Annotated in this window: 18 protein-coding genes; 15 read left to right on the top strand and 3 right to left on the bottom strand. The window is 48.2% G+C overall.

Annotated elements, in window-relative coordinates; genetic code table 11:
* The first annotated feature begins 18 nt into the window (after window positions 1-18).
* Both recA and recX read left to right on the top strand, forming a co-directional pair.
* On the top strand, window positions 19-1,083 hold the full coding sequence (recA, locus tag KU392_RS08300) for a recombinase RecA (RefSeq protein WP_169294490.1): 1,065 nt from the start codon (window positions 19-21) through the stop codon (window positions 1,081-1,083).
* Between the two features lie 86 nt (window positions 1,084-1,169).
* Window positions 1,170-1,865 (top strand): recombination regulator RecX, encoded by a 696-nt coding sequence (gene recX, locus KU392_RS08305; RefSeq protein WP_169294489.1) that lies wholly within the window; start codon window positions 1,170-1,172, stop codon window positions 1,863-1,865.
* A 62-nt stretch (window positions 1,866-1,927) separates the two neighbouring features.
* Here recX and argH read toward each other — a convergent pair whose 3' ends face one another.
* Window positions 1,928-3,343, bottom strand: a complete 1,416-nt coding sequence (gene argH / locus KU392_RS08310) for an argininosuccinate lyase (RefSeq protein WP_169294488.1) — start codon at window positions 3,341-3,343, stop codon at window positions 1,928-1,930.
* Between the two features lie 131 nt (window positions 3,344-3,474).
* On the opposite strand from argH, the gene KU392_RS08315 reads away from it, so the two are divergent.
* The gene (locus tag KU392_RS08315) at window positions 3,475-5,145 is read left to right on the top strand and encodes an NAD+ synthase (RefSeq protein ID WP_169294487.1); all 1,671 of its coding nucleotides are present in this window, start codon (window positions 3,475-3,477) and stop codon (window positions 5,143-5,145) included.
* A 64-nt stretch (window positions 5,146-5,209) separates the two neighbouring features.
* On the top strand, window positions 5,210-5,548 hold the full coding sequence (locus KU392_RS08320; protein ID WP_169294486.1) for a P-II family nitrogen regulator: 339 nt from the start codon (window positions 5,210-5,212) through the stop codon (window positions 5,546-5,548).
* A gap of 36 nt (window positions 5,549-5,584) precedes the next feature.
* On the opposite strand, the gene KU392_RS08325 is transcribed toward KU392_RS08320, so the two are convergent.
* Complete coding sequence (locus KU392_RS08325) at window positions 5,585-6,169, bottom strand: chorismate--pyruvate lyase family protein (protein WP_217735068.1); 585 nt, start codon at window positions 6,167-6,169, stop codon at window positions 5,585-5,587.
* 86 nt (window positions 6,170-6,255) lie between these two features.
* Between KU392_RS08325 and KU392_RS08330 the strand changes: the two genes are divergently transcribed.
* Window positions 6,256-6,981: a pseudouridine synthase gene (locus KU392_RS08330; protein WP_169294484.1), complete on the top strand. Its 726-nt coding sequence runs from the start codon at window positions 6,256-6,258 to the stop codon at window positions 6,979-6,981.
* 17 nt (window positions 6,982-6,998) lie between these two features.
* The gene (locus KU392_RS08335; RefSeq protein ID WP_169294483.1) at window positions 6,999-7,556 is read left to right on the top strand and encodes a SecDF P1 head subdomain-containing protein; all 558 of its coding nucleotides are present in this window, start codon (window positions 6,999-7,001) and stop codon (window positions 7,554-7,556) included.
* Between the two features lie 110 nt (window positions 7,557-7,666).
* Here KU392_RS08335 and xth read toward each other — a convergent pair whose 3' ends face one another.
* Complete coding sequence (xth, locus tag KU392_RS08340; RefSeq protein ID WP_169294482.1) at window positions 7,667-8,440, bottom strand: exodeoxyribonuclease III; 774 nt, start codon at window positions 8,438-8,440, stop codon at window positions 7,667-7,669.
* A gap of 104 nt (window positions 8,441-8,544) precedes the next feature.
* On the opposite strand from xth, the gene KU392_RS08345 reads away from it, so the two are divergent.
* The 9 genes from KU392_RS08345 to KU392_RS08385 all read left to right on the top strand — a co-directional run bounded on the left by KU392_RS08345 (window position 8,545) and on the right by KU392_RS08385 (window position 20,284).
* Window positions 8,545-9,726 (top strand): acetyl-CoA C-acyltransferase family protein, encoded by a 1,182-nt coding sequence (locus KU392_RS08345; RefSeq protein ID WP_169294481.1) that lies wholly within the window; start codon window positions 8,545-8,547, stop codon window positions 9,724-9,726.
* Window positions 9,726-10,505, top strand: coding sequence for a spermidine synthase (locus tag KU392_RS08350; RefSeq protein WP_169294480.1), 780 nt, complete (start codon window positions 9,726-9,728; stop codon window positions 10,503-10,505). Before KU392_RS08345 ends, KU392_RS08350 begins: the two co-directional genes overlap by 1 nt.
* A gap of 158 nt (window positions 10,506-10,663) precedes the next feature.
* The gene (locus tag KU392_RS08355) at window positions 10,664-11,569 is read left to right on the top strand and encodes an ABC transporter substrate-binding protein (RefSeq protein WP_246587398.1); all 906 of its coding nucleotides are present in this window, start codon (window positions 10,664-10,666) and stop codon (window positions 11,567-11,569) included.
* Window positions 11,570-11,681: 112 nt separating this feature from the next.
* Entirely contained in the window at window positions 11,682-12,569 is an 888-nt protein-coding gene (locus KU392_RS08360; RefSeq protein ID WP_169294478.1) for an ABC transporter permease, read from the top strand.
* A 4-nt stretch (window positions 12,570-12,573) separates the two neighbouring features.
* A complete protein-coding gene (locus tag KU392_RS08365; RefSeq protein ID WP_169294477.1) occupies window positions 12,574-13,368 on the top strand; it encodes an ABC transporter ATP-binding protein in 795 nt (264 codons plus the stop codon).
* A gap of 272 nt (window positions 13,369-13,640) precedes the next feature.
* Complete coding sequence (locus KU392_RS08370; protein ID WP_217735069.1) at window positions 13,641-14,843, top strand: efflux RND transporter periplasmic adaptor subunit; 1,203 nt, start codon at window positions 13,641-13,643, stop codon at window positions 14,841-14,843.
* 8 nt (window positions 14,844-14,851) lie between these two features.
* Entirely contained in the window at window positions 14,852-18,109 is a 3,258-nt protein-coding gene (locus KU392_RS08375; protein WP_169294475.1) for an efflux RND transporter permease subunit, read from the top strand.
* Window positions 18,106-19,554 (top strand): efflux transporter outer membrane subunit, encoded by a 1,449-nt coding sequence (locus KU392_RS08380; RefSeq protein ID WP_217735070.1) that lies wholly within the window; start codon window positions 18,106-18,108, stop codon window positions 19,552-19,554. The genes KU392_RS08375 and KU392_RS08380 overlap by 4 nt, the downstream gene beginning before the upstream one ends.
* 19 nt (window positions 19,555-19,573) lie before the next feature.
* Window positions 19,574-20,284: a pyridoxine 5'-phosphate synthase gene (locus KU392_RS08385; RefSeq protein ID WP_169294473.1), complete on the top strand. Its 711-nt coding sequence runs from the start codon at window positions 19,574-19,576 to the stop codon at window positions 20,282-20,284.
* The last annotated feature ends 17 nt before the right edge of the window (window positions 20,285-20,301 follow it).

A 20,301-nucleotide genomic window follows, 5' to 3' on the forward strand; every position in this document is an offset into this window, starting at 1 on the left:
CCCAATTAAGGACCCTCCATGGACGACAAACAATCCAAAACAGCATCAGCAGAACGCGCGAAGGCCCTGGCGGCCGCCTTGTCTCAAATAGAAAAACAGTTTGGCAAAGGCTCTGTCATGCGCTATGGCGACAACGAGGTGGCGCACGATATCCAGGTCGTTTCCACTGGTTCCCTTGGCCTGGATATTGCACTGGGTGTTGGAGGTTTGCCACGCGGCCGTGTTATTGAGATTTACGGCCCCGAATCTTCCGGTAAAACAACGCTTACCCTGCAAGTTATTGCTGAAATGCAAAAATTGGGCGGCACCTGCGCTTTTGTTGATGCCGAACATGCCCTGGATGTCCAGTATGCTGCAAAATTGGGTGTTAACCTAAGCGATTTGCTGATCTCCCAGCCAGATACCGGTGAACAGGCGCTTGAAATCACCGATGCCCTGGTGCGCTCCGGTTCGGTCGATCTGATCGTTATCGACTCGGTGGCGGCCTTAACGCCTCGTGCCGAAATTGAAGGCGATATGGGCGACAGCCTGCCAGGCCTGCAAGCCCGCTTAATGAGCCAGGCCTTGCGTAAATTAACGGCCTCCATCAAACGCACCAATTGCATGGTTATCTTTATTAACCAGATTCGCATGAAAATCGGCGTCATGTTTGGCAGCCCGGAAACCACCACAGGTGGTAATGCCCTCAAATTCTATGCCTCCGTTCGCCTGGATATCCGTCGTATTGGTTCCATCAAGAAAGGCGATGAAATCATTGGTAATGAAACCCGGGTCAAAGTGGTTAAAAACAAGGTTTCTCCGCCTTTCAAACAGGCCGAATTCGACATCATGTATGGGGCAGGCATTTCCCGTCAGGGTGAAATTATTGATCTGGGCGTTCAGGCCGGTATTGTGGACAAAGCCGGTGCCTGGTACAGCTACAATGGCACTAAAATTGGCCAAGGCAAAGACAATGTTCGTGAGTACCTTAAAGAAAATCCCGACCTTGCCTTTGAAATTGAAAACAGGATCCGTGAAAACCTGGGCATTATTTCCCAGGCACAATCCGTAGCGCCCACCGACGATGAGGCTGAAATCGAATAATGGCTCGTATCGAATGCGTACTCGTTTACTCAATCTTACGCTCTTAGGCTCTCATTCCCACGCTCCCGCGTGGGAATGCATATCAAATGAATCGCCATTACTTTAATGATTTAGATGATGATAACGATGACTTTGAAACGGTTCGTGTTTCAAAGTCACCGCCTGTGCCTGAAGCATCAAGCGCTGCCAAGGCAGGGCGTTCAGGTGACTCTTTCCAAGGTAAGGGGCTGTTTACCCGTAAGAACAGCCAGCCACCACACAACAATAGTCAGGAAACAGTACGAACTTCTGACTTGCAAAAAACAAAAAAAGCCACCCAGGCCGCCAATAAAAAAACGGGCCTCTCTTTGCTGGCAAGGGCAGTCAATCTGCTTTCCCATCGCGAACATTCAGAGCTTGAATTAGGCCGAAAACTGCTTCCCCATGCAGCATCCCCTGAAGAAGTTGAGCAGGTATTGGAACGACTGAAAAAAGAAAACTGGCAATCCAACCAACGGTTTACCCAAGTATTTGCACAGCAGAAATCATCAAAATGGGGAACGGCAAAAATCCTTCAGGAATTAAAACAGCATAAACTTAATGCTGAAGATATTTCCAACATCAAAGAAGAACTGGAACAAACCGAGCAACAACGTGCTTACGAAGTCTGGCTCAAGAAGTTTCGGGGAGTAAAATATGAAACCCCCCAGGAATACGCACGACAAATGCGCTTTTTACTGTCCCGGGGGTTTAGTTCTGATGTGGTGCGGAAGATAGTGGATGGAGATTATTTTGAGGATTAATCTCGCCAATAAGCCATTGAAACGCTAAGGCCTTTTCTTCCGGAACATTTGTCGTTCAGCCATCAGTTGCGGGTTTCTGCCAGAATACGCTCGGCTTCCTCTTTAACCCTTGCCGGTGCTGTTCCACCAATATGATTGCGTGAAGATACGGAACCTTCCAGCGTTAACACTTCAAACACATCCTCTTCAATGCTGGCATTGAATTCCTGCAATTGCTCAAGGCTTAAGTCAGCCAGGTCACAACCGGACTCTTCACATTTTCTGACGGCCAGTGCAACAGTTTCATGGGCATCCCTGAAAGGCAGGCCTTTTTTAACCAGGTAGTCAGCCAGATCGGTCGCTGTGGAAAAACCCTGCAGGGCAGCGGCACGCATGTTTTCAGGCTTGACCTTGATGCCACCCACCATGTCAGCAAAAATGGTCAGTGTGTCCCGTAAGGTATCGGCCGAATCAAACAGGCCTTCCTTGTCTTCCTGATTATCTTTGTTGTAGGCCAGGGGCTGGCCTTTCATCAGGGTTAGCAAGCCAATCAGATTGCCGTTGACACGTCCGGTTTTGCCTCGGGCCAGTTCGGGTACATCGGGGTTTTTCTTTTGTGGCATGATGGAACTGCCTGTGCAGAAACGGTCTGCCAGTTCAATAAAGCCGACACGGGGACTCATCCACAGAATCAATTCTTCTGACAGGCGTGAAATATGGGTCATCACTAATGAAACAACGGCGCAAAACTCGATGGCAAAGTCACGATCGGAAACCGCATCAAGCGAGTTGCGGCATACGCCCTCAAACTGCAGGGTATTTGCCACGCGTTCGCGGTCAATCGGGTAAGAGGTGCCAGCCAGGGCAGCAGCGCCCAAGGGCAGTTGATTGACCCGCTTGCGGCAGTCTTGCAGGCGCTGGGCATCGCGGGCAAACATTTCGGCGTAGGCCAGCAGATGATGGCCGAAAGTAACGGGTTGGGCAACCTGAAGGTGGGTAAAGCCGGGCATGATCGTATCGTGGTGCTCTAGCGCAACGGTTGCCAGTGCCTGGCGCAGTTGCACCAGCAACTGGCTGGAAATATCAATTTCCTCACGCAGCCATAAGCGAATATCGGTGGCTACCTGGTCGTTTCGTGAGCGTCCTGTATGCAGGCGCTTACCCGCATCTCCGATCAATTCAACCAGACGTTTTTCAATATTCAGGTGAACATCCTCAAGATCAAGCAACCACTCGAACTGGCCCTGTTCAATTTCAGTCAGGATTTGCTGCATGCCTTTTTGAATATCGGCAAGATCTTGAGCAGAAATGACCCCAACATGAGCCAGCATATCAGCGTGGGCCAAGGAACCCTGAATATCAAAGCGTGCCAGCCGTTTGTCAAAATCAACCGAAGCGGTATAGCGTTTGACCAGATCGGAGACCGGTTCGCTGAAACGGGCAGACCAGGCCTGTGCCTTGTTGTCAAATTGATTTTGCGAAGATGTATTGTTGGTCATAATTATGCGGGAGTATGAAAAAAAGTAAAAAATTGGAAGAAGAAATTTATACTAATTATAAGTATTTTATTCGTTGAGAAAGCACAACTGTGTTTTAATTAAAAGTTTAATGGATATTTGATTTTTCTATCATGGAAGCACCTATTTTAATCGGTTTGGCTCAAATTAATGCAACGGTGGGGCGTTTTGCAGACAATGCGGCGCTTATCGTGCAGGCGGCACAAAAGGCTCATGAGCATGGTGTGGATATCCTTGTTTTGCCTGAACTGGCGTTGGTGGGCTATCAACCTGAAGATTTGCTGCTGCGACCCGAATTCATCCATGCGCAGGCTTCCGAGTTCGAGAAATTATGTGCCAATCTGGCAGGCTTTACCAATCTGCATATATTAATAGGGCATGTTTTCAAAACCCCCAAAGGCATACATAATTGTGCTTCGCTGGTGGTTAACGGCAAGGTAGAAGGGGTTTATTTCAAGCAGGAATTACCCAATTATTCCGTCTTTGATGAAAAGCGTTACTTTACTGCCGGCACAGAACCTTTTGTTTTTACGCTTAAGGGCCATTGTTTTGGCGTGGCTATTTGTGAAGATACCTGGTTGCCTACCGTGCCCCAACAGGCTGCCCAGGCCGGTGCCCAAACATTGCTGGTGTTGAATGCATCACCTTACACCATGAATAAAGATGATCTGCGTATTGAAGTCATGCAGGGAAATATCTGTGAACATGGTATGTCTGTTGTTTATTGCAATATGGTAGGTGGACAGGACGAACTGGTTTTTGATGGTAACTCTTTTGTGCTCGATGCACAGGGCCAGCTTGTTCAGGAACTGAATACTTTTGTCCAGACTCTGGGTATTGTGGAATTAAAAGAAAAACAATTAACGGCAGCACAAGCCTTGCCACTGGCCCAAGTGGACAATAGCCTGCCATTCAATAGCTTGCTCAAAAACAATGATGAACCTCTGGAGTCCGAGATCTGGCGCGCATTGGTGCTAGCCACGCAAGACTACCTTGGCAAGAACTTTTTTAAAAAAGCCTTGCTGGGTTTGTCAGGCGGCATTGATTCAGCCGTGGTGCTTGCTGTTGCTGTCGATGCCATTGGCGCCCAAAATGTGCAGGCGGTCATGATGCCGTCAGAATATACGGCAGATATTTCAGTGACTGATTCCCAGGACATGGCACAGCGATTGGGTGTTAGTTACCATGAAATTGCCATTGCCAGCATGTTTGAGGCTTACCTGAACGCCTTGTCGCCCATTTTCAACAGTCTTCCTGTTGATACAACGGAAGAAAATTTGCAGGCACGTATTCGTGGCACCCTGTTAATGGCACTTTCCAACAAGTTTGGTTCGGTAGTTTTAACCACTGGCAACAAATCCGAACTGGCAACCGGCTACTGTACCTTGTACGGGGATATGGTGGGTGGTTTCGCCATGCTTAAAGACTTGCCCAAAACCTGGGTTTACCGCCTTGCCCAATGGCGTAACACTATTACTTCAGTCATTCCTGAAAGAATTATCACCCGTCCTCCATCAGCAGAGCTTAGGCCCGATCAAACCGATCAGGACAGTTTGCCCGAGTACGATATCCTGGACGGCATCATTGAACGCATGATGGAACAAGACCAGGCGTCAGAAGAAATTATTGCGGCCGGCTATGTCCGTGAAGAGGTTGAGAAAGTGGCCCGTCTATTGAAAATCAATGAATACAAACGTCGCCAGGGTGCACCTGGCCCGAAATTAACGAGAAGGGCATTTGGACGTGACTGGCGCTATCCAATTACCAATGGATATCGTTTCTAGCATCCTCAAATAACCTGCTCAGGTTAAAATTCAAAATAATGAACATGATAAAAGGACAGACAAGGTGAAATTAGTAACTGCAATAATCAAACCTTTTAAACTCGATGAAGTACGCGAAGCCTTGGCTGAAATTGGGGTGAGTGGCCTGACGGTAACTGAAGTCAAGGGCTTTGGTCGCCAGAAGGGGCACACTGAGCTTTATCGGGGTGCAGAGTATGTTGTAGATTTTTTACCCAAGGTGAGAATCGAACTGGCCATCCCCGACAGTCAGGTTGACGCGGCTCTTGAGGCCATCGTAAAAGCGGCCCGCACAGGAAAAATTGGAGATGGCAAAATTTTTGTCACTCATATTGAAAAAGCAGTCCGGATTCGTACGGGCGAACTGGATGACCAGGCACTCTAGAAAATATAATGGCCTGGTATTCAAGCCCAGGCATTTTTATGCTACATTCTGTTTTTTGTTTTGACTTGCAGCAGGAATGATTTCATTCCAGAATGCAGGTAAAAAACACTCGGTTACCAATAGAGGCTGCCCGTTTTTCCAGAATGTAGACCGTCTGGCAAGTGTTGGTTTGGCTGGTACAGGATGTAAAACCTTGGCCAGCGTGTTGTAAATGGGCATGGTTCTTTTAACAAGCCCGCATTCAAAGTTTGACCGTACGATGGCCCGATCAGTGTAAAGAATGTCCGCCAAAGGACGGGTTCTTAATTTCCTGATGCCTTGCCAAACGCCATGCGAGGCTTTTAATGGAGTCAGACTGCGTGCGGCAACAGCCGGAATGCCATTGATGGACATTATAATTTCACGGACCCATACAGGACTGGATGCAAACTGCCTGCACGTGCCTGCCTCATCATAGGGCAGGCTTTGTATGCATTCTTTCAATATCCTTATCTCAACAATGCCAAGTTGTCGCAAACCGCCTGTGAGTGCGCCCGGTCGAAACAACCATTGCTTTTGCAAGCCTTCAAGTTTTGGAGGGGGAGCGGATAACCAGTTGGGAGTATCTGTATAAGTGTTCATTACTACAATTGTTCATTTTTTATAAATGGAATATATCAATAATTCACTCAGCATTGAGTTGAAATGCTAAAAAAATTGAGAAATAAATGGAAAAAGCAAGAATTTCTAAACTCATGTCCGAAAAAGGGATGTGTTCACGCCGTGAGGCAGATGCCTACATTGAACGCGGGTGGGTAAAAGTGGATGGCAGAGTGGTGGGACTGGGTGACAAAGCCTATCCCAACCAAACGATTACACTTGATAAAATGGCGCAGGCAAGACAAACCGCAAGGGTAACCATTATCCTTAACAAGCCGGTTGGCTATGTGTCCGGACAGGCTGAAGGCGGGTATCGACCCGCTGCCAGCCTGATCACCCCGGAACGCCAGTTTGATAAAGGCCGTCAACGGTTTGAGCCCTCTCATCTTCGAGGTCTTGCGCCTGCAGGCAGGCTGGATATCGACTCACAGGGCTTGTTGGTATTGACCCAGGATGGTCGTATTGCCAAGCAGTTAATTGGTGAAGACTCAGAGGTGGAAAAAGAATATTTGGTTAGGGTTGAAGGTAGAATGATGGGTAATGGCCTGAGTCTGTTGAATCATGGCCTGACTCTGGATGGTCAGGCCTTGCGCCCGGCAGAAGTTTCATGGTTGAATGATGATCAGTTAAAATTTATTTTACATGAAGGCAAAAAACGTCAAATTCGTCGCATGTGTGAATTGGTTGGCCTGAAAGTGGTTGGCCTTAAACGGGTGCGTATGGGCAATGTCACTCTGGCAGACTTGCCGGTAGGGCAGTGGCGATACCTGAAAGGACACGAACGCTTCCTCTAACATTGATTGGTAATAGTATGAGTATAAAAAAATTTGTAAAATTCACTATACTTGGATCGACTGCTCTGCTTGCCGGTTGCGAGACCGTAGAGCTATTTCCTGATGGTCGCCAAGGAGGAACTTTGCGGAGCGATGTTCCTGTATTGCCTGCCGAGCAGGTGCCTGTCGTGCAGCCACCTTCGTTGCCTCAACAGTCCCAGGTTGCCTCTTCCCTGGTCATTTATGTGTCATCCATGACGCCGCTGGCGGGCTATATCCCTGTTCAACAAAGTGGTCAGCTTGTTTATGTGGATCCAACCCAGACTTTAGTCCGGAATGACTTGCAAAATGCCATTGCCAAACAGGATAGTGCGGGCAATGTTTTTGTTGATTTGCATTTTTCCCCTCAGGGTAGTGCAAAACTTGCCGATTTTACCAGTCGCAATATTGGTAAAAATCTAACCGTTACCATGAATAACAAGCTGGTTTCCATCCTGGCCATTAGCCAGGCTATTGATACAGGGCATTTGTTTGTACCCATGAGTACTGCTGCGCAAGCCAGTGATCTTGAACAGCGGATACAGGACGGTGAATAATTAAGCGATATCAGCTTGTCAATAAAGGCAAATGTGCCCAGCCACGGGTTGATTGACCGGCAACGATAATGGCCTGAGTTGGATATTTTGACAAACTCAGGCCATTTACATTAAATGTCGATGGTGGCGATGACCGGGGTATGATCGGAGGGTTGTTCATTCCGGCGTGGTTGTTTATCTATCACGCATTCAGTACATAAATCCCGCAATGGCTTTGAAAGCAGAATATGATCAATTCGCAAACCGGCATTGCGCCGGAATCCCATCATGCGGTAATCCCACCAGCTAAACGATTTTTCTTCCTGCTCGAACAGTCGAAACGAATCGCTTAACCCCAAATTGAGCAAGCGCTGGAAAGCCTCACGTTCAGGCGGCGAGACCAAAATGTCACCACTGTATTTCTCATGGATATCACGGTCCTCCGGAGCCACATTATAATCGCCCAAAACCGCCAAATTGGGATATTTCTGAAGTTGTTGTTCCAGGTATTGATGCAAGGCCTTGAACCATTCAAGTTTATAGGCATATTTTTCACTGTCCAGTGAGCTGCCATTTGGGCAGTAGGCACAAATGATCCGTATGTCTCCGATTGAAGAGGGGACGGTAATGCTGACCAGTCTTTGCTGTTCATCAGGGAAAAACGGGTTGTTCAGCGTGATATCAAATGGTTTCTGTCTGGAAATAATGGCTACACCGTTATAGGTCTTCTGACCGGTCCAAGCACATTCATAGCCCAGTTCTTTAAAGGCATCAAGCGGAAATTTATCGGTTTCCTGCTTCAGTTCCTGAAGACACAGGGCATCAACGGGGTTTTCCTGTAGCCAGGCAATCACTTGTGGCAATCTTACCTTTAGTGAGTTGACGTTCCAGGTTGCAATTTTCATGTATGAATAAATCCTTTGAGATAGAAGGCGATCTGGGTTAAATTTAAAGGCTATTTTAGTTCAAAATAATGTTTACGTTTTTTTTTACCCAAAGGAGTGAAGAGATGAGCGGCATTTTCGTGGTTTCTGGTGTTAGAACGGCTATTGGCACTTTTGGTGGTTCCTTAAAAGATGTGCCGCCCTGTGAATTGGGTAGCACGGTAATTAAGGAGGCGCTTGCCAGGGCAAATCTTGCCGGGTCCGATGTGGGGCATGTTGTCATTGGTCATGTCGCCAATACCGAGCCCCGTGATATGTATGTTTCCCGTGTGGCATCCGTAAACGCGGGTGTCTCCATCGAAACTCCCGCGCTCAATGTGAACCGTCTTTGCGGATCGGGATTGCAGGCCATTGTATCTGCCGCGCAAAGCATCATGCTGGGAGATACATCGGTGGCCGTGGCAGGCGGTGTTGAAAACATGAGTCGTGCTCCCTATATACTGCCGGCCCATCGTTTTGGCGCCCGTATGGGAGATAGCGTTGCCATGGACATGATGACAGGGGCTTTGTCGGATCCTTTTGAAAATATCCATATGGGGGTCACCGCCGAAAATGTGGCAAAGAAATTCGAAATCACCCGTGAAGAGCAGGATGCCTTGGCTCTGGAATCACATCGCCGGGCCATTCATGCCATTGATAACGGTTACTTTAAAGAGCAAATTGTTCCAATCGTACAAAAATCACGTAAAGGTGATGTAATATTCGATACCGACGAACATGTGCGCCGCGATATCACCCTTGAAGGCCTGTCAAAACTAAAACCGGTTTTTGTTCGCGAAAACGGTACGGTAACCGCAGGCAATGCTTCAGGCATTAACGATGGTTCTGCGGCTGTGGTGCTCATGAATGAGGAAATGGTCAGGGAACGCAATGCCAAGCCGCTTGCCCGTCTGGTGGCTTATGCGCATGCGGGCGTAGAGCCCGGGTTAATGGGAATCGGTCCGGTGCCGGCAACGCAAAAAGCATTGGCCAAGGCCGGTCTTACCATTAATGATATGGATATCATAGAGGCTAATGAAGCTTTTGCGGCACAAGCCTGTGCCGTCAGCAAAGCGTTGGGGTTTGATCCGGCAAAGGTCAATCCCAACGGCAGTGGCATTAGTCTGGGGCACCCTATTGGGGCAACCGGCACTATTATTACAGTAAAAGCCTTGTACGAGCTGCAACGTATTCAGGGCAAGTACGCACTGGTTACCATGTGTATTGGTGGTGGTCAGGGTATTGCAGCGATTTTTGAGCGAGTTTAATGGCAAGCAGAAAACTGGAACCCCATCCTGTACATGATACACCTTCAATGTCAGAACAGGATGGCATACGTTATTTACATTTCGACAGTGTCTGGATGCAAGGTGCCATGCAGGTTTCCAAACCTTCACGCCTTGTTTTTGAATATACCGAGCAAATGATGGCCTGGTTGCTGTTCCTGTCTCCACCCAAAGATAAAAGCATTGGCATTTTGGGTCTTGGAGCAGGGGCATTAACGCGTTTTTGCCTCAGGCATACGCAAAGCCAGGTAATCACTGTGGAGTGGAATCCGATGGTGACGGCAATATGCCAGTCTTATTTCCGTCTGGGCCATCACAAAAGGCACTCCATGATTCATGAGGATGCCCATGAGTGGGTGACCGATCCCCTCAACCATGACAGCTGTTCTGTGCTCATGGTGGATTTATATGATTACACCGCCCAAGGGCCGGTATGCAATTCATTAGTGTTTTATCAGGGATGTCACCGCGTGTTGGGTGATTTGGGTATTGCTGTCATCAACCTTTTTGGACATCACCCCAGTTTCCATTCCAACATCAGGAATATCAATAAAGCTTTTGCAAACAGGGTGATCATGTTTCCTGAAACCGAGGATGGTAACCGGATCATTCTGGCTTTTACCGGACCAGCGCTGGAAATTGAGGCAGAAGTGTTGGCCGCACGGGCGGTCGATGTCGAGCGTCGTTATGGTCTGCCTGCAACAAAATGGATAAAGGCTTTGTCTGTAGAGCCTCAAGCTGATGGTTTATTGAAGTTTTAGGCGATGTCTTGGCACATGCTGGTTTTTACCAGTGTTACGGGTAAATGGCATGTGTGAGAATTTGGAATTATTATTTAGTCTGTGGAGTTGTCATGTTGGTGAAAAAATTTAAATTGGGTTTTGGAACTGCTTTATTGGCAGCCGTATTGGCATCTAATATGGCTTATGCCCAGGAAAAATCCGTGGCCATTACTGCCATTGTTGAACACCCCGCACTTGATTCGGTTCGTGATGGCGTGATCGAGGCACTTGAGAAAAATGGCTACGTAAAAGGTAAAAACCTGGACCTGGATTACCAGAGCGCACAGGGCAATACAGGTACGGCAGCACAAATTGCACGTCAGTTTATCGGTGACAAACCTGATGCCATCGTAGCGATTGCCACACCTTCTGCCCAGGCTGTTGTGGCCGCCACCAAGCAAATTCCTGTAGTGTACTCCGCAGTTACCGACCCGGTAGCGGCACAACTGGTTTCAACCGTCGAAGCTTCTGGCACGAACGTGACCGGGGTGTCTGATGTGCTTGAGCTTGAAAAACAGGTGGATTTGATCAAGCGCGTTGTACCCAATGCCAAGAAAGTGGGTATGGTGTATAACCCTGGCGAGGCCAATTCTGCGGTTGTTGTAAAGCGCTTGAAAACTTTACTTCCCATGGAGGGTATGGAGCTTGTTGAAGCATCAGCTCCCCGGTCTGTTGATGTGGGCTCTGCCGCACGAAGCCTGATTGGCAAAGTGGATGTTATTTATACCAACACCGACAACAACGTGGTATCTGCCTATGAGGCACTGGTTAAGGTTGGAAATGAAGCCGACATTCCCCTGATTGCTTCCGATACTGACAGCGTCAAGCGTGGTGCCATTGCTGCCTTGGGTATTAACTATAAAGACCTCGGTATCCAAACAGGTGAAATTGTAGCCCGCATCCTGAATGGGGAAGATCCGGGCACCATTCCTTCACAAACCAGCTCAAAACTGGAGCTTTATGTGAATCCTGCCGCGGCTAAAAACCAGGGTATTGAACTGCCTGAAGAGCTCCTGAAATCGGCTGCTGTTGTTGTGGAGTAAAAATGACTGAATTGCGAATCCCGTTTTTAACGGGATTTGCAATTCAAGCTGGAATTTAACGGTATTGATGTGTATCGTTGTACTTTATCCGACCAATAATTACTCATAAAACATGTCCTTATTTTCCTCTCTTGGTGCATTTGAACTGGGTTTCATTTACAGTCTTGTGGCACTTGGTGTATTTATTTCCTTTCGCATCCTTCGATTTCCAGACCTGACTGTAGACGGAACGTTTGCCACGGGTGGCGCCATTGCGGCACTGGTTATCAGCATGGGAGGTGATCCTTTTTTGGCAACGGCGTTAGCCATGCTGGCCTGCGCGTTTGCGGGCATGCTAACTGGTTGGCTTAATGTAAAACTGGGAATCATGGATTTGCTGGCCAGTATTCTTATGATGACTGCCCTGTATTCCATTAACCTGAGGATAATGGGGGGGCCGAATATACCGCTTATTACCAGTGATACCGTCTTTTCTCTCTTGCAGCCCGCTTCCCTCGAAGAGCATTTCTGGCGCCCACTTCTTTTATTATTGATTGTGGTCATTGTCAAATTGCTTTTGGATCGCTATTTTGCCACTCAATCAGGGCTGGCCATGCGTTCAACCGGTTCAAATCTCAGGATGGCCAGGGCACAGGGTATTTCAACCGACCGCATGGTCATGTTAGGCATGGCCATTTCAAACGCCCTGGTCGGGCTGGGTGGCGCCTTGTTTGCACAATCGCAAGGCGGATCCGATATTTCAATGGGAATAGGCACCATTGTGATCGGCCTGGCAGCAGTTATTGTTGGACAAAGCATCATTCCTGCCCGTAGGTTTGTTTATGTAACGCTGGCGGTGATTATTGGTGCTGTACTGTATCGTTTTTTCATTGCCCTGGCCTTAAACAGTGACTTCATCGGGCTCAAAGCGCAAGATCTTAATCTGGTGACTGCCTTGCTGGTTACATTTGCACTGATTTTGCCCAAACTTAATAAAATGCTGAAAGCGAAAAAAGGTTAATGTCATGCTGAAAGCAGAAAATTTACGAATCACTTTTAATCCAGGCACACCGATTGAAACCCGTGCCTTGCAAGGTATGTCCTTAACCATCCCGGAAGGTCAGTTTGTCACGGTCATTGGTTCGAATGGTGCCGGGAAATCCACTTTCTTGAATGCCATTGCCGGTGAAACCATGGTGGATTCCGGTCGCATACTGCTTAATGATATTGATGTCACTCGTGTTCCAGGCTGGCAACGGGCCGGCAATGTGGCGCGTGTTTTCCAGGACCCGATGGCAGGCACCTGCGAAGACCTGACGATCGAAGAAAACCTGTCTTTGGCTTATAACCGGGGGCAGTCAAGGGGACTTGCTCCTGCCATCAAGCCGTTCATGAAAGCACTTTTCAGGGATCGCCTGGCCATTCTTGGATTGGGGCTTGAAAATCGCCTGACTGATCGTATCGGTCTGCTTTCAGGTGGGCAACGGCAAGCGGTCAGTTTATTGATGGCAGCCTTGCAACCGAGCAAGATTTTATTGCTTGATGAGCATACGGCGGCACTAGACCCAAGAACCGCCCATTTTGTGCTTGAGTTAACACAGAAACTGGTCGCGGAGCAAAAATTAACCACCATGATGGTAACCCATAGCATGAAACAGGCTCTTGAAATTGGCGAAAGAACTGTTATGCTGCACCAAGGTCAGGTCGTGCTTGATGTCAGTGGGGAAAAGCGCAAAGGAATGAGTGTTTCCGACTTGCTGCAAATGTTTGAAAAAGTCAGGGGTGAGCAGGTTTCTGATGATGCCCTTTTATTGGGCTAGTCAAAACAATTTCATTATGCTGATCTAAAATGTGCGATTATTGCATCGATAAGCATTTTTTTGCCTGTTTACGCCATTTATCCATTTTTTTATATTTGAATAACCAAATAAATACCTATAGAGTTTAACTGTTGCTTAGGCAATTGTTTTTCTTGTGGCGAACAGAATGTTGCTTAGGCAATTATTTTTCCACTATAATTTGCAGTATCTTTTAATCGAATCAACATTTTCAATAAAAATATCCTTAAGGGTATTTTTCGGGTCACAGTCAAATGAGAATAAAATCAACCTTTGCCAATCATAAAATCGCGGCATTGCTTGCATGTTCGGTGCTTCTACTAAGTGGTTGTGGAAAAGAAGATGCGGCCGATCCCGCTGCAGCCGGAGGCCCTCCCGTGTTTCCGGTTTCCACCATTAAAGTAGAGCCCGCTGAGGCCCGTATTTACACCACATTATCTGGCCGGGTAGCGGCCATTAAAGATGCCGAGGTTCGTGCCCGGGTCACTGGCATTATACAAAGCATTGAATTCAAGCAGGGCAGTGTTGTCAAAGAAGGGCAGTTACTGTTTAAAATAGATCCGGCCACCTATCAGGCTGCGGTCAATCAGGCTGCCGCGGCGCTTGAGCAGGCAGAAGCGAATGCGAAAAGCGCGCGGTTACTGGCAAAACGTTATTCAACCCTGGTCAAATCTGCGGCGGTAAGCCGTCAAGAGTATGATAATGCGATTGCCCAGGCTGCCCAGGCAGAAGCAGCAATCAGTCAGGCCAAGGCTGCCCTTGATGCCGCCCAAATCAATCTTGGTTACACGGATGTCACCTCACCCATTGATGGAATTATTGGTGAGGCATTTGTCACTGAGGGCGCGTTGGTAAGTGCGGGCACCGGTACCCACCTGGCCACTGTGCAACAAATTGACCAGGTTTATGTGGATTTTTCACAAACCACGGGTGAATTAAGCAATCTGCGCAAGGCGCTTGCTGAGGGACAGCTCAAACAGACAGAAACGGGCATGGCTGTTGTCCAGCTTGAAATGGAGGACGGTTCTCTTTATCCGGAAAATGGTAAATTGCTTTTTACCGGTGTTTCTGTCAACCCGACAACCGCCCAGGTTACCTTGCGTTCCATCTTCCCCAATCCGCAACATCTACTGTTGCCAGGCATGTTTACCCAGGTCAGGTTGGAGCAGGGAGTGAATCCACAGGCATTGATGGTTCCAAACCAGGCCTTGCAACGCACACCAGACGGTTTGGTAAAACTGTTGTTGGTTAAAGACGATAAGGTCGTCTCAGTCGCGGTTGAAGAAGGTAACTCAGTCGATGGCAAGACCATTATCAATAAAGGCCTGAGTCCCAATGACGAAGTCATTGTCGAGGGCTTTCAGAAAGCGCAGCCAGGTGGCACGGTAAAACCCATGCCCTGGAAAAAAACGTCGGATGAAGAAACTGCCGACTCCAATAAATCTGCCGAAAGCTGAGAAGATATATGTCCAACTTCTTTATTAATCGCCCGATTTTTGCCTGGGTTGTTGCCATTATCATTTTCTTCGCAGGCGTGATTGCGATTCCGTTCATGCCGGTAGCACAATACCCGGAAGTTGCCCCGCCCACCATTAACATTAGTGCCTCTTACCCTGGCGCTTCTGCTGAAGATGTAGCGCAACAGGTTACCAGCGTCATTGAAAATGAGCTGAATGGAGCGGAAAACCTGCTTTATTATTCATCAACCAGCGATGCTTATGGCCGTTCAGACATTGATGTCATTTTCAAGCCGGGTACCGATCCCAATATGGCCCAGGTTGAAGTGCAGAACAAAGTGGCCAACGTCTCTTCCAAACTGCCCCAGGCCGTTATGGATCAAGGCCTCAGGTTCAGCAAGAGTTCAGCCGGTTTCCTGCTGATTGTTGCCCTTAGTTCTACTGACGGCTCGACCTCGGCGGCCGAGTTGGGTGACTACATCACCCGGAATATTCAAAACTCGATTTCCCGGATTGAAGGGGTGGGTACTTTTCAGCTGTTTGCCGCACCCAGGGCCATGCGTATCTGGACTGATCCTGCCAAACTGACCAGTTATGGCATGACCATGACCGATGTGAGTGCCGCTCTGGCAGCACAAAACAGGGCTATTTCAGCCGGTACTTTGGGTGCCCCCCCAACACCTGAAAACCAGACAACCAGTGCCATTGTTTCCACCAACGGCCAGTTGGAAACCGTTGATGAGTTTGCCAATATCGTTTTGCGTGCCAACCCTGATGGTTCTGTCGTTCGTGTGAAAGATGTGGCCAGGGTTGAGATCGGCTCAGATTCCTATCAGTTCAGCTCTCGCCTGAATGGTGCACCATCCGCTTCGTTTGCCATTTCCCTGGCCCCCAATGCGAATGCGCTTTCTACGGCAAAACTGATCAAGGAAGAAATGGAAAGCCTGTCACGTTATTTCCCCGAGAACGTGACATACAGCATTCCTTACGATACGGCACCTTATGTCGAGGCATCCATCACGCAAGTGGTACATACGCTGGTAGAGGCCATGATTCTGGTGTTTATTGTCATGTTCGTGTTCTTGCAAAATGTCAGGTATACGGTCATTCCTGCTGTCGTTGTGCCCATTGCCCTGATGGGAACAGTGACCACCTTGCTGTTTCTGGGTTACTCCATTAACACGCTTACCATGTTTGCCATGGTTCTGGCCATTGGTATTTTGGTGGATGATGCGATTGTGGTGGTTGAAAACGTCGAGCGGATCATGTCTGAAGAAGGGCTTTCACCGAAAGATGCCACCTATAAGGCCATGCCACAAATTGGCGGAGCCATTGTTGGTATTACATTGGTCCTGATGACGGTATTTCTTCCGCTGGTTTTCATGAGTGGCTCAGCCGGCGTTATTTACCGCCAGTTTGCCGTATCCATGATTGTCTCAATCGGTTTCTCGGCTTTCCTTGCTTTAACCTTTACCCCTGCTTTGTGTGCAACTATTCTGAAACCCGTAGCCAAGGGGCATCATGAAGTCAAAAAAGGTTTTTTTGGCTGGTTTAACCGCGTCTTCGATAAAACAACCAACGGCTATTCCGGTTGGGTGGGTGCCTTTATCAAGCGAGGCGGACGCATGATGTTCATCTATCTGATTCTTTCAGTTGGCATGGCATATATGTTCCTGCGTTTGCCCAGCTCATTTCTTCCCGATGAAGACCAGGGCTTTATGATTGCCAATATTGAATTGCCATCGGGTGTTTCGGCCAACCGAACCATGGAAGTCATTGATACGGTAGAAGAATATTTCTCAAAATTGCCTGAAACGGAAAATATCATTACGGTTCAGGGGTTCAGTTTTAGTGGCACGGGTCTTAACTCGGCGATTGCATTCGTTCCACTGAAAGGATTTTCCGAACGGCAGGGGCCCGGACAATCTGCTCAGGCACTTTCAGCCAAAGCAACCGGCAGTCTGTTATTTGGTATTCCCGATGCCATGGTATTTGCCGTTATTCCACCTGCGATTCCCTCGTTGGGTACAGCTACCGGTTTTGATTTAAGGCTGCAGGACAGGGGATCACTGGGTCAATTGGCTTTACGTGATGCTGCCAATCAACTGTTGGGATTGGCCCAGAAAAGTGACATCCTCACGCAAGTGCGCATTTCAGGCCTGGGGCCAGGGCCACAGCTTAACGTGAATATTGATCGTGAAAAGGCGGCGATATTGGGCGTTAATATGACTGAAGTTGCCAATGTGCTGGGCAGCGCAATCGGTTCGGGTTATTTGGGTAAATTCCCCAATACCGGATGGATGCAAAACGTTTGGGTTCAATCTGACGCCCAATTCCGCATGACCCCCGAAGATATTCTCAAGCTCAAGGTGCATAACGCCTCTGGAGAACTCGTGGACATGTCTTCTTTCGTCAAGCTTGACTGGACCCAGGGACCAACCCAGGTCAGCCGCTTCAACAGTTTTGATGCCATCACCATTAGTGGTCAGGCCCAACCGGGCTATTCCAACGGTGAAGCCATGGCTGAAATCGAGCGCCTGATTGCACAATTGCCTTCTGGCATTGGCTATGAATGGGCGGGCTTATCATTTCAGGAAATTCAGGCCGGTAACCAGGCCCCCATTACCATGGCCCTGTCCCTGATTGTGGTTTTCCTGGTTCTGGCTGCCCTGTATGAAAGCTGGACCATTCCGGTGTCTGCCATGCTGATCGTTCCTCTGGGTATGCTCGGTACCGTTGGCCTGACGACCTGGACAGGTATGTCCAATGACATTTATTTCCAGGTGGGCATGATCACTGTTATTGGTTTATCCGCCAAGAATGCGATTCTGATTGTAGAATTCGCCAAAGATGCCTATGCATCGGGCAGGGATCTGATCGAATCAACGATGCAGGCGGCCCGACTTCGTTTCAGGCCTATTCTCATGACCTCTTTTGCTTTTATTCTTGGTGTGTTACCGTTGGTATTGGCAGATGGCGCCGGTGCCGCAGGTCAGCGTGCCGTTGGTGTTGGTGTGATTGGTGGAATGCTGGCTGCCACGCCTTTCTCTGTACTCTTTGTTCCCGTCTTTTTTGTTGTCGTCATGAAAATTTTCAAAACACGGCCACGTTTATTAGGCGAGCAAGCCCAGTCTTTCGAAACTGAACAAGAAGCGTACGCTTACCGGCACGAGATTTATAAAGATGTTGCCGAAATAGAAACGCTGGATCCCTCAGATTCAGGCGAAAACAAAGATCAACCTACTGAGAGTAACCCTGAAAAATGAATATCGTGAAACATTTCTCTCCCAAGTTGTCGGTAGTCTTGTTGGCAACTGTATTGACCGGGTGTTCTTTAAACCCCAAATACGAACGTCCTGGGCTGCCAGTTCCTGACCAGTTTCCGGGACAAGACAGTTCATCCTCACAGTCTGGCGGTCTCCAGCATACGGCTGACCTGGGATGGGAAACTTTTTTCAAGGATGAACGCCTGAAAGCGCTGATTCCTATTGCGCTTGAAAACAACCGTGATATGCGGATAGCAGTTCAGCGGGTCGAAGAGGCTCGTGCCCTGTATGGCATTCAACGCAGTGACCAATTTCCTCAAATTGGTGTCAATGCACAGCAAACGGCTCAGCGCATGCCTGAGGATATGCGTGCGGGTGGTGCTTTGGCGCCCTCGGTATCCCGCAGCAATGTCGCAGGTATTGGCATGACCAATTTTGAACTTGATTTTTTTGGTCGACAAAGAAGTTTATCTGAAGCGGCCTTTGAACAATACCTGGCAACGCAACAGGCCCGCACCACCGTTCAAATCAATCTGATCGGTCAGCTTGCATCCACGTACTTTACGGTCAGAAATCTTGAGGCGCAAAAAGAACTGGTTAACAAAACCATCAAGTCGCGTCAGGGAACGTATGATCTGGTTCAAAGTCGATACAAAGGTGGTGTTGCCACAATACTTGATGTCAATCAGGCAAAAACCACACTTGAAGGGGCCAAAGCGATCCTGGCTGAAATTACCCGTGCTGAAATGCGTGCCAGAAATGCCTTGCAGCTAATTCTTGGTCAGCCCATTCCTGACAATTTACCGCCAGCACCGCCTTTTACCGGTGATGTTGTCATGGCCAAATTGCCCACGGGACTACCTTCAGATTTGTTAACCCGTCGACCAGACATCCTTGCAGCCGAGAACAGGTTGAAAGCGGCCAATGCCAATATTGGTGCAGCCCGGGCAGCCTTTTTTCCATCCATTTCCTTGACGGGACTCTTGGGTATTGCCAGTCCCGATCTGGGTTCCCTGTTTGATGGTGGTAATGGTATGTGGTCATTTAATCCTGTTATTAATATTCCCATATTTACCGCTGGAAAATTAAGCAATAACCTTAACCTGGCTGAAATACGCAATGATATTGCCGTGGCCGAATACGAAAAGTCGATTCAGACCGCTTTTCGTGAGGTGCTTGATGCCCTGGCAGGTGAGTCTACTTACCAGTCACAGCTTGATGCTTTGAGAGCACAGCAGGCTTCTGCCTATGAAACGCTTAAAATTGCCAATTTGCGCTATTCAAACGGTATAGACAGTTTCTTGCAGGTACAATCAGCAGAGGTTGCTTTATTTGCTGTTCAGCAAAGTTTTTTGCAAACCGGGTTTGATTCCATTCAGAACCGTATAGAACTTTATAAAGCATTGGGTGGCGGTTGGACACAAACCTCCATTATTTCAAAATAAATTTTGTATTCCGTATTTTATGATTGATTTAGGCGTAAATATTGATCACGTGGCGACTCTCAGGCAGCAACGCCATAGCGTATATCCAGACCCTATCAAGGCAGCTCTGTTGGCTGAGCAGGCTGGGGCAGATGTCATCACATTGCATTTGCGTGAGGATCGTCGCCATATTCAGGATAAGGATGTTTATGCCATTCTTCCGTTGCTCACCACCCGGATGAACCTTGAGTGTGCCATCACTCCTGAAATGCTGGATATTGCCTGTGATGTCAAGCCGCACGATATTTGTCTGGTACCCGAACGTCGCCAGGAATTAACCACGGAAGGTGGGTTGAATGTAATTGAATCCTTTGAACAGGTTAAATTGGCTGTTTCAAGATTGCATGATGCCGGCTCAAGGGTTTCCCTGTTCATTGATCCCAATATCGATCAAATTCATGCAGCTGCCAAGGCAGGGGCTACCGTGATCGAATTGCATACGGGTACCTATTCCGAGGCAAGGGGAGAGCAGGTAGAGGCGGAATTGGAACGTCTAAGGATTGCGATTGCTGAAGGACTTGGAGCTGGCCTGAAAGTACATGCCGGTCATGGTTTGCACTATCAGAATGTTCAGGCCATTGTTGCACTTGGAGGTATCTCAGAGTTGAATATCGGTCATGCCATCGTAGCTCAGGCCATTTTTGACGGTTGGGAAAAGGCAGTTCGCGACATGAAGGCGTTGCTGCGTTAATCCCTCCTTAACTGAAT

Source organism: Advenella alkanexedens (genome assembly GCF_019132845.1).
GTDB classification, from domain to species: Bacteria; Pseudomonadota; Gammaproteobacteria; order Burkholderiales; family Burkholderiaceae_B; genus Advenella; species Advenella alkanexedens.